Annotated in this window: 14 protein-coding genes and 1 riboswitch; of the genes, 7 read left to right on the top strand and 7 right to left on the bottom strand. The window is 67.2% G+C overall.

Annotated elements, in window-relative coordinates:
- Positions 1–68 precede the first annotated feature (68 nt).
- The 4 genes from FOC84_RS10125 (at position 69) to FOC84_RS10110 (ending at position 4,211) form a co-directional block, all read left to right on the top strand.
- Positions 69–824: a GntR family transcriptional regulator gene (locus tag FOC84_RS10125; protein WP_173144307.1), complete on the top strand. Its 756-nt coding sequence runs from the start codon at positions 69–71 to the stop codon at positions 822–824.
- Positions 825–911: 87 nt separating this feature from the next.
- Positions 912–993: riboswitch (SAM riboswitch) on the top strand.
- Positions 983–2,242: a homoserine O-succinyltransferase MetX gene (gene metX / locus FOC84_RS10120; RefSeq protein WP_173144306.1), complete on the top strand. Its 1,260-nt coding sequence runs from the start codon at positions 983–985 to the stop codon at positions 2,240–2,242. (Overlaps the previous riboswitch by 11 nt.)
- Positions 2,239–2,853 carry a methionine biosynthesis protein MetW gene (gene metW / locus FOC84_RS10115; RefSeq protein ID WP_173144305.1) on the top strand — a complete coding sequence of 205 codons (615 nt, stop codon included), beginning with the start codon at positions 2,239–2,241 and terminating at the stop codon, positions 2,851–2,853. Before metX ends, metW begins: the two co-directional genes overlap by 4 nt.
- A 107-nt stretch (positions 2,854–2,960) precedes the next feature.
- Positions 2,961–4,211, top strand: a complete 1,251-nt coding sequence (locus FOC84_RS10110) for a muropeptide transporter (protein WP_173150042.1) — start codon at positions 2,961–2,963, stop codon at positions 4,209–4,211.
- Positions 4,212–4,294: 83 nt separating this feature from the next.
- On the opposite strand, the gene FOC84_RS10105 is transcribed toward FOC84_RS10110, so the two are convergent.
- Positions 4,295–5,164: a universal stress protein gene (locus tag FOC84_RS10105; RefSeq protein WP_173144304.1), complete on the bottom strand. Its 870-nt coding sequence runs from the start codon at positions 5,162–5,164 to the stop codon at positions 4,295–4,297.
- A 223-nt stretch (positions 5,165–5,387) separates the two neighbouring features.
- Here FOC84_RS10105 and FOC84_RS10100 point away from each other — a divergent pair, with 223 nt between their 5' ends.
- Together FOC84_RS10100 and FOC84_RS10095 are read left to right on the top strand one after the other, a co-directional pair.
- Entirely contained in the window at positions 5,388–6,026 is a 639-nt protein-coding gene (locus FOC84_RS10100) for a trimeric intracellular cation channel family protein (RefSeq protein WP_173144303.1), read from the top strand.
- 111 nt (positions 6,027–6,137) lie between these two features.
- Positions 6,138–6,839: a GntR family transcriptional regulator gene (locus tag FOC84_RS10095; RefSeq protein ID WP_173144302.1), complete on the top strand. Its 702-nt coding sequence runs from the start codon at positions 6,138–6,140 to the stop codon at positions 6,837–6,839.
- 27 nt (positions 6,840–6,866) lie between these two features.
- On the opposite strand, the gene FOC84_RS10090 is transcribed toward FOC84_RS10095, so the two are convergent.
- Genes FOC84_RS10090 through FOC84_RS10075 form a run of 4 tightly spaced genes read right to left on the bottom strand, consistent with a single transcriptional unit; the run spans position 6,867 to position 9,827 of the window.
- A complete protein-coding gene (locus FOC84_RS10090; protein ID WP_173144301.1) occupies positions 6,867–7,634 on the bottom strand; it encodes a LamB/YcsF family protein in 768 nt (255 codons plus the stop codon).
- A 13-nt stretch (positions 7,635–7,647) separates the two neighbouring features.
- Complete coding sequence (locus FOC84_RS10085; RefSeq protein WP_173144300.1) at positions 7,648–8,643, bottom strand: biotin-dependent carboxyltransferase family protein; 996 nt, start codon at positions 8,641–8,643, stop codon at positions 7,648–7,650.
- Positions 8,640–9,371 (bottom strand): 5-oxoprolinase subunit PxpB, encoded by a 732-nt coding sequence (pxpB, locus tag FOC84_RS10080; protein ID WP_173144299.1) that lies wholly within the window; start codon positions 9,369–9,371, stop codon positions 8,640–8,642. The genes FOC84_RS10085 and pxpB overlap by 4 nt, the downstream gene beginning before the upstream one ends.
- Positions 9,372–9,395: 24 nt before the next feature.
- Positions 9,396–9,827, bottom strand: a complete 432-nt coding sequence (locus FOC84_RS10075; RefSeq protein WP_013391240.1) for a VOC family protein — start codon at positions 9,825–9,827, stop codon at positions 9,396–9,398.
- A gap of 149 nt (positions 9,828–9,976) precedes the next feature.
- On the opposite strand from FOC84_RS10075, the gene FOC84_RS10070 reads away from it, so the two are divergent.
- A complete protein-coding gene (locus FOC84_RS10070; RefSeq protein ID WP_173150040.1) occupies positions 9,977–10,843 on the top strand; it encodes a LysR family transcriptional regulator in 867 nt (288 codons plus the stop codon).
- Positions 10,844–10,893: 50 nt separating this feature from the next.
- Here the strand turns inward: FOC84_RS10070 and serA are convergent, their stop codons facing one another.
- Positions 10,894–12,093, bottom strand: a complete 1,200-nt coding sequence (gene serA, locus FOC84_RS10065) for a phosphoglycerate dehydrogenase (RefSeq protein WP_173144298.1) — start codon at positions 12,091–12,093, stop codon at positions 10,894–10,896.
- A 170-nt stretch (positions 12,094–12,263) separates the two neighbouring features.
- On the bottom strand, positions 12,264–12,722 hold the full coding sequence (locus tag FOC84_RS10060; RefSeq protein WP_173144297.1) for a DUF411 domain-containing protein: 459 nt from the start codon (positions 12,720–12,722) through the stop codon (positions 12,264–12,266).
- Between the last annotated feature and the right edge of the window lie 45 nt (positions 12,723–12,767).

Genomic DNA, 12,767 nt, shown 5'->3' with positions numbered 1-12,767 from the left:
ATTGTATGACTTGAACGGGTTCCGTCCCCGCCGCTACACTGTGGACTCCTGATCTTCGCGATGCACCCATGAATACCAGCCTGTCCACGACCGTGCCTTTGGGCAGCCCCCTGTATGCGCAGGTCAAGCAGGCCGTGCTGGCCGCGCTGGCGCAGGGCGAATGGAAGCAGGGCGAGGCGATCCCGCCCGAGAAACTGCTGGCGGAACGCTTCGGCGTATCCATCGGCACCCTGCGCAAAGCCATCGACGAGCTGGCCGCGGAGAACATTCTGGTGCGCCATCAGGGCCGGGGGACCTATGTGGCCGTGCATACGCGCAACCACCATTTCTTCAAGTTCTTCCGCATCGTGCGCCAGGACGGCGACAAGTCCTATCCCATGACCGAGCTGCTGCGTTTTCGCCGCGTGCGGGCCTCGGCCATCGCGCGCGAGAAGCTGAATCTGGAGGCCGGCGCCATGGTGTTCGAGTTCCTCAATGTGCTGTCGCTCAATGGCGACGTGGTGATGATGGACGAGATCTGCCTGCCGGAATCGTGCTTTCCGGGCATGACCGAGGCGCACCTGCGCGACCGCGCCAGCACGCTGTACGCGCTGTACCAGGATGTCTTCGGCGTGAACGTGATCGCCACCGACGAGCGGCTGCGCACCTGCGTGGCCGAGCGCATGCAGGCGCGGGCGCTGGGCGTGGCCGAAGGCAGCCCCTTGCTGGAGATCCGCCGCGTGGCGTTTTCCTACAAGCGGCAGGCGGTGGAATGGCGCATATCGCGCGTCAACACGGAGCGCTACGAGTACCTGGGGCAGGAACCCTGGGAGGCCAGCGCCTGACAGCCCGCCGCATGCCGCCGGCGGGGCGGGCAGCCCGCCCGCCGTTGCGGCGCGCTTCAGCAGTGCTAGAATTCCTGCCGCAGTACAAAATTTTTCGGCGCCGATTTGCCTGATCCGCTTGCGGGCGCCTTCCAATAAATCCAGCTAAAGAGGTCCGTATGACCACTCCTGCCCAGAATTTGGCCGGTGATTCGGCCAGCGGGTTCGTACCCGCAACCGTCACGACTTCCGATGCCGTTGATCCCGGTTCGGTCGGCCTCGTCGCTCCCACCTTCATCCGTTTCGATGAGCCGCTGCCTTTGCAGAGCGGCCAGTCGCTGGCCGCCTATGAACTGGCCGTCGAGACCTACGGCACGCTCAACGCCCAGCGCAGCAACGCAGTCCTGATCTGCCATGCGCTGAACGCCTCGCACCACGTGGCGGGGCAGGCGGCGGACAATCCCAGCGACGTGGGCTGGTGGGACAACATGGTGGGTCCCGGCAAAGCGGTGGACACCGATATCTTTTTCGTCATCGGGGTCAACAACCTGGGCTCTTGCTTCGGCTCGACCGGCCCGGCCAGCATCAATCCGGAAACCGGCAAGCCCTGGGGCGCCGCTTTCCCGGTGTTGACCGTGGAGGACTGGGTCCGGGCGCAGGCGCGGGTGGCGGACCACTTCGGCATCGAACGCTTCGCCGCGGTGATGGGCGGATCGTTGGGCGGCATGCAGGCCCTCAGCTGGGCCATCACGCTGCCGGACCGCGTGGCCAATTGCGTGGTCATCGCCAGCACGCCGCGCCTGTCGGCGCAGAACATCGGCTTTAACGAGGTGGCGCGCCGCGCCATCATCACCGATCCGGATTTCCACGGCGGCGACTATTACGCGCAGGACACCGTGCCGCGCCGCGGCCTGTCGGTGGCGCGCATGCTCGGCCACATCACCTACCTGTCCGATGACGACATGGCCGAGAAGTTCGGCCGCGCCCAGCGCGCGCCGGCCGAGAACGGCGCCTACCACTACGGCTACGACGTCGAGTTCGAGGTGGAGTCGTACCTGCGCTACCAGGGCGAGAAATTCACCCGCTATTTCGACGCCAACACTTATCTGCTGATCACGCGCGCGCTGGACTATTTCGATCCCGCGCGCACCACCGGCGGCGACCTGGCCCGCGCGCTGGCGCCGGCCAAGGCCGATTTCCTGCTGGTGTCGTTTTCGACCGACTGGCGCTTCCCGCCGGAACGCTCGCGCGAAATCGTGCGCGCGCTGCTGAAGAACGCGAGCCCGGTGACCTACGCCGAGATCGACGCGCCGCATGGCCATGACGCCTTCCTGCTGGAAGACGCGCGCTACCATGCCGTGGTTCGCGGCTATTACGAACGCATCGCGCGCGAGCTCGGGCTCGGCGCAGCCGCCCAGACCGAAGGACGTTCCGCATGACTCCCGTGACTCCCCGCCCCGCGCATAGCGTCTTGCGGCCCGACCTGGCGCGCATCGCCAGTTGGATCGAGCCCGGCAGCCGCGTCCTGGACCTGGGCTGCGGCGATGGCGCGCTGCTGGCGCATCTGCGCGACCACCGGCAGGTGCGCGGCGCGGGCGTGGAATTCGATGACACCTGCGTCATCGCCTGCGTGCGGCGCGGCGTCGAAGTGATCCAGCAGAACCTGGAAGACGGGCTGGCGCTGTTCGACGACAAGCAGTTCGATACCGTGGTGCTGTCGCAGACCCTGCAATCCATGCACCGCACCGAGCACATCCTGCGCGAAATGGCGCGAGTGGCGCGCTTTGGCGTGGTGTCGTTTCCCAACTTTGGCTATTGGCCGCATGGCTGGGCCATTCTGCGCGGCCGCATGCCGGTGACGGGCCAGATGCCCTACCAGTGGTACAACACGCCGAACATCCACCTGTGCACGCTGCGCGACTTCGAGCAACTGGCGGGCGAGGTGCGCCTCAGCATCCTCGAACGCGCTACCTTCAACGAAGGGCGCGAGGTGAAGCTGTTTCCCAGCTGGCGCAGCACCCTGGCGGTGTACCGCTTCGCGTCGCCCTGACATTCCGACACGCATCCTGGCGGCGGCGCGGGCCAACAGGCCCTAAAATGCCGCAAGCCCGCGGCCGCAGCCTGTAGCGCCGCGCCGGCGCGTTACAGGAGACCGTCATTACCGCTGCATCCAACGTCTACACCAGCCCCCGCGTGGCCCCCTTGCTGGTCCTGGGCTTTACCAGCGGGTTGCCGTTGGCCCTGACCAGCGGCACCTTGCAGGCCTGGGCCACGGTGGAAAACGTGCCGCTGCAGCAGATCGGTTTCCTGACATTGGTGGGCAGCGCCTATACCCTCAAGTTCCTGTGGGCCCCGCTGGTGGACCGCTATGCACCGCCCTTGCTGGGGCGGCGGCGCGGCTGGATGCTGCTGACCCAATTGCTGCTGGCCGTGGCGATCATGGCGATGGGCGCCTTGTCGCCGTCGTCGTCGCTGCAGACCCTGGCCCTGCTGGCCGTGCTGGTCGCGTTTCTGTCGGCCACGCAGGACATCGCTTTCGACGCCTATTGCACGGACGTGCTGCGCAAGGATGAGCGCGGCGCGGGAGCTGCCATCAAGGTCATGGGCTACCGGCTGGCCATGATCGTGTCGGGCGGGCTGGCGCTGATCCTGGCGGACCAGTGGATAGGCTGGGGCAACACCTATGTGCTGATGGGCGGCCTGATGCTGCTGTGCATGCTGGCCACGTTCTGGGCGCCGGAGCCCGAGCACGTCGCGCGCCCGCCGCGCAACCTGCGCGAGGCTGTCGGCGAACCATTGCGCGAATTCTTCACGCGGCGCGGGGCGCTGGCCGTGCTGCTGCTGATCGTGCTCTACAAGCTGGGCGACGCGTTCGCGGGCGCCTTGTCCACCACCTTCCTGATCCGCGGCGCGGGCTTCACGCCGACGGAAGTCGGCACCGTGAACAAGGTGCTGGGATTGGCCGCCACCATCATCGGCGCGCTGGCCGGCGGGTCGCTCATGTCGCGCTGGGGCCTGTACCGTTCGCTGATGGCGTTCGGGCTGCTGCAGGCCGTGTCGAACCTGGCGTACTGGCTGATCGCCATCAGCCCCAAGAACCTCTGGCTGATGGCCGTGGGCGTGGGCATCGAGAACCTGTGCGGCGGGCTGGGCACGGCGTCCTTCGTCGGCCTGCTGATGGCGCTGTGCCGCCAGCGCTTTTCCGCGACCCAGTTCGCGCTGCTGTCGGCGCTGTCGGCCGTGGGCCGCACCTATCTGGCCGGCCCGCTCACGCCGCCGCTGGTGCAAGCCATGGGCTGGCCTGGCTTCTTCCTGCTGACCGTGGTGATCGCGCTGCCCGGCCTGGTGCTGCTGCACCTGCTGCGCGGCACGATAGAAACCATGGAGAAGCAGGGCGAGCAAGCCTAGGATCGAATCCGGCGCCAGCCAGGCGCTCGGAGAACTCCGCAAAAAAACGGCGCCGAGGCGCCGTTTTTCATGGCCGGACTGGCTTACTTGTCGTCGAGCAACCTGACGATCAGCACGTCGCTGGGCAGGGACTCCAGCAGCCGTTCGGCCACGCTGCCGATGGCGGTGCGCAGGATGCCGGTGCGGCCATGGGTGCCGGTCACGACCAGGTCGGAGCGGTGGTTGAACGAGTATTCCGACAGCACGGTTTCCGGCTGGCCGCTTTCCAGCACCACCGTGGGGGCGGCGACCTGGGCCAGTTCGGGAGTTTCGGCGATGAACTCGCGGGCGCTCTGCTCGGCGGCCTTGTAGAAGCTGCGGGTAATGGCGTCGTCCGGCACGTTCTTGCCCTGGAAGGGGACGTCATAGGAGTGGAACAGCGTCAGGGCCGCGTTCGGCACCAGCTGCAGCGCTGCGCGCAGCGCCTGGCGCGAGCCCGCGGAGAAGTCGGTGGCGACCAGCACGTCGCGGTACGGCCGGCGCGGACGGGTCTTGACCACCAGCACCGGCTGGCGCGCCTGGCGTGCCAGCTTTTCGACCGTCGTGCCGAGCAGCAGGCGGCCCAGCGTTTCATCGCGCGCGGTGCCGGTGACGATCAGCGAGCATCCATAGCTGTCGGCGGTTTCCATGATGCGGACCAGCGGATCGCCGCTGACCACCACCACTTCGGTCGGCACGTCGGCGGCGGCCAGGTCGTCGGCCAGCTCGCGCTCGGCCAGCGCCTTGTGGTCCGTCGACAGGCGCCGCCACACGGGCGTGGTCAGGCGGGCCGGCGTCGCATGGGATTCCATGACATGCAGGACGATGAGCTTGGTGCCGAGTTCCTTGGCCAGTTGCAGCGAGCGGTCCAGGGCGCGGTCGCCGCGCGCGCTCAAGTCGGTTGCGAGCAGGATGGGGCCAGTTTGCTGTGTCATACGTTCTCTCCCGGTTGTGGCTGGACCGCCGACTCCCGCATGCGTGCGCTCCAGCCGTTCCGCCCTCGCGGGCCTTATTCCCATTGTCCCGCGGCTACGCGGAGGGGGACTTGATAGATATCAACGCAAAGTCGAGGGTAAGGGATGGCGGGCGCGCAGGCAATGGCCGCCTGCGGCGTCACAGGCTTAATACAATGGTGCCAGTCCAACTTTCCGCCCTCCCATGTTCCCGGATCTGTCTCCCGCCTTGCTGCACACGCTGTATCTCGTCGCCATCGTGGCGGAAGCGATGACCGCGGCGCTTTCGGCCGGCAGGCGCGACATGGACTGGATGGGCGTCTGCATCATTGCCTGCGTGACGGCGCTGGGCGGCGGCTCGCTGCGCGACGTGCTGTTGGGGCATTACCCCCTGACCTGGGTGGTCCATCCCGAATATCTCTGGATGACCGCGGGCGCGGCGATCTTCACCGCCTTGATCGCGCCGGTCATGCGGCGCCTGCGCAGCGTGTTCCTGCTGGCCGATGCGCTGGGCCTGGTGGCGTTCACGGTCATCGGCTGCCAGGTGGCGCAGCTGATGCAGCTGCCGATCACGGTGGTGCTGATCAGCGGCATGATCACCGGCTGCGCCGGCGGGGTGTTGCGCGACGTGCTGTGCAACGAGGTGCCGCTGCTGTTTCGCAAGGAACTCTATGCCAGCGTGTCCTTCGTGACTGGCGGACTCTACCTGGGCTCGCAGGCCCTGGGCCTGTCGGCCAACGCCGCGGTGCCGATCGCGCTGGCCGCGGGCCTGGCGGTGCGCCTGCTGGCTTTGCGATTCAATTGGCAGATGCCGAAGTTCGTGTATCGGGACGACTGGGACTGAACGCAAGCCGGGAATGGCGCTCTGCAACAATTTTCTTATTTATGTTTCAAGAGATTTCTAGTATCTTCACTAGGTCTCATACCATGCATTGCGCAGTACAAGGGGAGCCGATTGGACGTCAAAGCGCCCGCCACGATTCCGTATTTCCTGCAGGAACAGATTCGTGAATTGATCGTGGACGGCTCCATCCGGCCGGGCCAGCCCCTGCGCGAACAGGAGCTGGAACAGCGTTTCGGCACCAGCCGCAGCCCGATCCGCGAAGCGCTGCGCCTGCTGGAGCTGAGCGGCCTGGTCGCCCATATCCAGCGCAAGGGCTTCAGGGTCACCCTCTACACCGAGGCGCAGATCCGGCATCTTTACCAGCTGCGCGCTGAACTCGAGGCCTATTGCATCCGCCAGGCGGCAGAGGCGGCTGACCTGGCGCCTCTGCTGGCCGAATTGCGCGTCCATGACGCCGCCATCGGGGCTGCGTTGGCTTCGGGCGATGGACGCGCCGCCATTGCTTCGGCCTGCGCGTTCTATCTGGCCGCGGCCCGCAGCACGGGCAATACTCCGCTTGCCGGCATGCTCAGCAAGCTTTACGAACAGATCGAACCGCTGCGCTACCTGTTGGCCAGGCAGGCGCTGCCGTTCAGCGGCATCCAGGCCTGCACCGGCGGCGTCATCGAGGCCTTGGCCGGCCGCGATGTCGAGCGCGCGGCCAATCTGACGCGCAGTTATCTGGCGGACGTGCTGCCCAGCGTGGTGGAGGCGTATCGCCATGCCTCGCTGCAGGACGCGGAAGAACTGGCGCCGCGCTACGGCCGCGCCTAAGCCGGCCGCGCCTAAAGCCAGCCGCGCCTAAGCCCTCGGGGGCGTGCGGACTTCGATCCCCGCCTGTTCCAAAGCCTTGCGGATGCCGTCGGCGAAGATCAGCGCGTTGGGCTGATCGCCATGGATGCAGAGCGTGTCCGCCTGCACCGGCACGTCCTTGCCGTCCACTGAGCGCACCTTGCCTTCGCGCACCATGCGCACCACCTGCGCCACGGCCTGATCCAGGTCTTCGATCATCGCACCCGCGCGGCTGCGCGGCGTGAGCGAGCCGTCGTCCTGGTAGGAGCGGTCGGCAAAGACTTCGTTGGCGGCGGCCAGGCCGATGGCGCGGGCCGCGTCGATCAGCTTGCTGCCCGCCAGCCCGTACAGGATCAGCGAGGCGTCCACGTCCTTGACGGCCTGGCAGATCGCGCGCGCCAGGCCTTCGTCCTTGGCGGCCATGTTGTAGAGCGCGCCGTGCGCCTTCACGTGGTGCAGCCGCGCGCCTTGCGAGGCGGCCACGCCGGCCAGCGCGCCGATCTGATAGACCACGATGTCGTAGGCCTCGTCGGGACTGATCTGGATGACGCGGCGTCCGAACCCGGCCAAGTCCTGCAGGCTGGGGTGCGCGCCCAGCGCCACGCCGCGCGCCAGCGCGGCCGCCACGGTCTTGCGCATGGTGGCCGGATCGCCGCCATGGAAGCCACAGGCGATGTTGGCGGAGCTGACGAACTGCAGCACCGCCGCGTCGTTGCCCATGGTCCAGGCGCCATAGCTTTCGCCCATGTCGCAGTTCATGTCGATGCGGGTGGTCATGGCAAATTCCTTTCTAGGCCAGGAGCGCGCGCAACGGCGCCAGCGCGTCCTGCAATTGCGTGAAGGCGCGTTCGCGTTCGCCGTCCAGGCGCTGCGCCTCTTCCAGTTCGATCAACTGGAAGCGCAGCGTCTGGCCCGGCGCACACTGCGCCAGGACGGGCAGGTCCACCGTGGCGATCTGCGCGATCTTGGGGTAGCCGCCGGTGGTCTGCCGGTCGGCCATGAGGATGATGGCCTCGCCGCCCGAGGGCACCTGCACGGTGCCGAAACTGGCGGCTTCCGACAGCATCTGGCGCGGCTGGCTCATGGACAGCGTCGGGCCCAGCAGGCGGTAGCCCATGCGGTCGGACTGTGGACTGATGCGGAATTCGGCGCCGCCGCCGAAGGCCTGGCGGGTGGTGTCGGAGAATTCTTCCCAGTGCATGCCGGGCAGGAAACGGATGAACTCGCGGCGTTTGGCGCCCAGCGTCGCCGGCAGGTAGACGCGTTGGTTCCACAACGCTTCCTGCAAGGCGTCCAGGTCGCGGCCGGTAGCCAGCGGCGCATGCAACGGCACCTGGTCGCCCTTGGCCAGCGCGCGCCCCTGGAAGCCGCCGAAGCCGCTGCGCAGGTAGGTGCTTTCGCTGCCCATGACGCGCGGCAGCGCGAAGCCGCCGTGGACCGCGAGATAGCCGCGCACGCCCACGGCCGGCCTGGCGCCGAAGGCCAGCGTGTCGCCAGCCCGCGCCACCAGCGGGCGGTGGGCGGGGATGTCCTGGCCGTTGAGCGTGGCGCCGAGGTCGGCTCCGGCCAGCGCGAAGCAGGCTGCGGCGTCAAAGCGCAGGGTCGGACCCGTCAGGGTCATTTCCAGCGTGGCGTGTTCGTCCTGGTTGCCGGCCAGCGCGTTGGCCAGCCGGTGCGCGCGCTCGTCCATGGCGCCGGCGGCCGGGATGCCCTGGTGCTGGTAGCCCTCACGGCCGCGGTCCTGGAAGCTGGACAGCATGCCGGGCTTGATCACGGTCACGCTCATGCCTGGGTTCCCCTGATGCGGTCGAATTCCTCGGGGCCGATCGGCACGAAGCGGACCGAGTCGCCGGGTTGCAACAGGGCGGCGGGGTCGCGGGCCGGGTCGAACATGGTGAGCGGGGTGGCGCCGATGATGTTCCAGCCGCCGGGCAGGCGGTTCGGGTAGATCACGGTCTGCCGGTTGGCCACCGCCACGGCGCCGGACGGCACTGCGGTGCGCGGCGAGGCGCGGCGCGGAATATTCAGTTTTTCGTCGTGCACGCCCAGATAGGCGTGGCCGGGCGCGAAGCCCAGCATGAAGACCATGCTGCGGGGCTGGCTGTGCAGTGCGATGACGCCTTCGGGCGTGAGGCCGGCGGCCTCGGCCACTTCGGCCAGGTCGGGGCCGTGTTCGCCGCCGTAGCAGACCGGGATGTCGATCTCGCGTCCGCCCAGGGCGTCCGCGGCGATGCCTTCGGACAGCAATTGTCCGATGCGTTCGGCCAGCTGCGTGTAAGTGGGGCCGCCGCTGGCGCCGGGACGGTAGTGCACCGCCACCGCGACGAACGACGGCACCACGTCGGTCACGCCGGGAAGCCGCGCATCGCGTAGCTTGCCGGCCGCGGCCAGACAGGTTCTGCCCACGCCAGCGTCGATCTGGTCGCCAAAGGAAACGATCAGGCAGCGGTCACCCTGGGGCAGGATGCGCCACGAGGTTTCGGCCGGAGAAGGAGGTTCTGAATTTGCGTTCAACGACACGAAACCTGTAGAGACGGATTACTTGGCGAACAGGGAATCCATATTCTTGAACGCCTTGAATTCCAGCGCATTGCCCGACGGATCCAGGAAGAACATGGTGGCTTGTTCGCCCACTTCACCCTTGAAGCGGATGTAGGGCTCGATGACGAATTCGGTGCCGGCGTCGGTCAGACGCTTCGCCATTGCTTCCCATTGTTCCATGGAAAGCACGGCGCCGAAATGGCGCACCGGCACATTGTGCGAGTCCACGGCGCTGGTGGCCTTGTGGCCGCATTCGCTGGGCGCCAGGTGGGCGACGATCTGGTGGCCGTAGAAGTTGAAGTCGATCCATTCGGGCGAGCTGCGGCCCTCCGGACAGCCCAGTTTTTCGCCATAGAAGGCGCGGGCTTCGGCCAGGTCGCGGACCGGGAAGGCAAGGTGGAACGGCGGCAGGTTGGTTTGAGCGGTCATGGAAGGCTCCGGGTGAGGCAAAGGAAAATGATCAATCAGATTGCGGGCCGCCGCAAGCTTGGACGGCCTAGCATCGATGGGTAGTTTAGGTATTGTTTTTTTGATTGAAAAACGATATTTTTTGCTAGTTAGCATCGAAATAATTGATCGTGATCAAAGAGTTCAAGACCTTTATCGCCGTGGCGCGGGACGGCACCTTTACCGGCGCAGGCGCCCGGTTGGGCCTGACCCAGTCCGCGGTCAGCGCGCAGATCAAACGCCTGGAGGACTATCTGGGCGGGCCGCTGTTCGACCGCAGCGCGCGCGCCGCGGTGCTGAACGCCCACGGCCGCGAAGTCTTGCCGCAGGCGGAAGAGCTGGTCGCCATGGCCGAGCGCATGATCACGGCCGGTGGGGCGGGCCATGTCAGCGGCCTGCTGCGCATCGGCGCCATCGCGTCCGTGCAGCAGGACCTGCTGGCACGCGCGCTGGGCGGGTTCCGCGCGGTCTATCCGGACGTGCGGGTGCGCATCGTGCCCGGCGTGTCGCTGTCGCTCTTGGGGCAGGTGGATGCGGGCGAGGTGGACATGGCCATGCTGATCAAGCCGCCCTTCGCCCTGCCGCCCGAACTCGGCTGGCAGCCGCTGCTGCGCGAACCGGTGATGCTGGCCATGCCCGCGTCCATGCCGGTCGCGCCATGGCGCGAACTGTTGGCCAGCCAGCCCTTCATCCGCTACGACCGCGCCTCGTTCGGCGGACGCGTGGTGGACCTGTTCCTGAAAAAACAGCGCATCGCCGTGCGCGAGGCTGTCGAGCTGGACGAGATCGACGCCATCGCCAACATGGTGCGGCTGGGGGTGGGCGTGGCGCTGTTGCCGCAGTTGCGGCGGCTGGATCTGACGGGCTTGCGGCTATTGCCGCTGGGCGAGGCGGCGTTCCACCGTGAGATCGGCCTGATAGGCCGCCTGCCCTTCGATGCCGGCAGCGTGCACGAGAAGATGGCCGAATGCCTGGCGGCGGCCGCTGCAGAGTCTTGAGTCGTGTGGCGGGCGGCGCATGATGCGCCGCCCGTCATGGCGGCCTCGGCTTACAGGCGGTCGCAGCGGACCGTGATGGGGTGGCTGCGCAGCGTGGACATCACGACGTCGTTCACTTCGCCTTCCACGTCGGTGATCACGTAGCCGATCTGGCCGCGGGTCTGCAGGGTCTGGCTGACGATGTTCAGGCCGTGCTGCGCCATCAGGTTGTCCAGCGTGCCCAGCGCGCCCGGGGCGTTGCGGTGCACGTGCAGGATGCGCGTGCCGCCGGCCGGTTCCAGATAGGGCAGTTCGGGGAAGTTGACCGCGCCCTTGGTGGTACCGGCCTGCAGGAAGCGCACCAGTTTCTCGGCCACTTCGCGGCCGATGTTCTCTTGCGATTCCTGCGTGCTGCCGCCGATGTGCGGGGTCAGGATCACGTTGGGCAGGCCGATCAGCGGGCTGGCCAGCGGTTCGTCCGCGCCCTTGGGCTCGGTCGGGAAAACGTCCAGCGCGGCGCCGGCCAGATGGCCGGATTTCAGCGCCGCGTGCAACGCGTCGATATCCACCACCGTGCCGCGCGAGGCATTGATCAGGATGGCCCCACGGCGCATGCGTCCGATGGTTTCCGCGTTCATGATCTTTTCGGTGGTTTTGCCGCCCGGCACGTGCAGGGTCACCACGTCGGCCTGCTCCAGCAGGTCGTTGAGCGTCGCGGCGGGCCGGGCGTTGCCCAACGGCAGCTTGGCTTCGACGTCGTGATAGACGACGCGCATGCCCAGGCTTTCGGCCAGCGTGCTGATCTGCGAGCCGATGTTGCCGTAGCCCACGATGCCCAGCGTCTTGCCGCGGGTCTCGAATGCGCCCGCGGCGCTCTTGTCCCAGTGGCCCAGGTGCACGCGGGCGTTCTTTTCGGGAATGCGGCGCAGCAGCAGGATGGCTTCGCCCAACACCAGTTCGGCCACCGAGCGGGTGTTCGAGAATGGCGCGTTGAACACCGGGATGCCGCGCTGCATGGCCGCATCCAGGTCGACCTGGTTGGTGCCGATGCAGAAGCAGCCCACGACGCGCAGGTCGGGGTTGCCGGACAGCAGGGCGGCGTCCAGATGGGTGCGAGAACGGATCCCCGCCACCTGAGCGCCGCGCAGGGCGTCGCTCAGCTGCGACGCCGGCAGGGCGGCGGCGTGCGTGACGATGTCGGAGTAGCCGGCGGCTTCAAAAACAGCGCGGGCGCTCGGGTGGATGTTCTCGAACAGGACGATTTGTGCCATGACAGCCTGAGGGGTGGGTGAGGAATCCGTTTTATTGATTGTGGCCCATTTTTGCTGCAGTGCAAGGAGTAGCCATTGGAGCGGTGTGGATGAATTGTTTCAGACGCGCAAACGACTCGGGCATCGCTCCAAAGGGAGCGATGCCCGCATGGGACTTCAAGGATTGAGCTTTACCGGTAGGCCTGGAAGACCTTGGAGCCGCCTTGTTTGTCCACCAGCACCACGTCGTGCGGCGTCTTGCGGCCGCCGTACTCGGGGCCGTCCATGCCGGGCGAACCCAGCGGCATGCCGGGCGCGGCCAGGCCGGCGGCGTCCGGCTTTTCGAGCAGCAGGCGGCGCACGTCGCTGGCCGGCACGTGGCCTTCGATCGCATAGCCTTCGACTGCGGCGGTGTGGCAGGAGCCGTAGTTGGCCATGCCGGCGTTGCGGCGGATGGGGCCGGTGTCCTGGACGTCGTGGGTGGTGACGGCGAAGCCGCTGTCGCGCATGTGCTTGACCCAATCTTCACAGCAGCCGCAGGTCGGGGTCTTCCAGACCTCGACCTTGACGGGTGTCTGGGCGGTGGCGAAAGCGGGCGCGCACAGGGCTGCGGCAAGGGCCAGGCGGCGCGTAAGACGGGAAAGGTTCATGATGCTCCGTTGCGGGACGATGTGGTTGCAAGCGTACTGTAGAGG

The organism is Achromobacter pestifer (assembly GCF_013267355.1).
Taxonomy (GTDB): domain Bacteria; phylum Pseudomonadota; class Gammaproteobacteria; order Burkholderiales; family Burkholderiaceae_B; genus Achromobacter; species Achromobacter pestifer_A.
The sequence above is the reverse complement of the archived record's forward strand: the minus strand, read 5'-3'. Positions and strand labels throughout refer to the sequence as shown.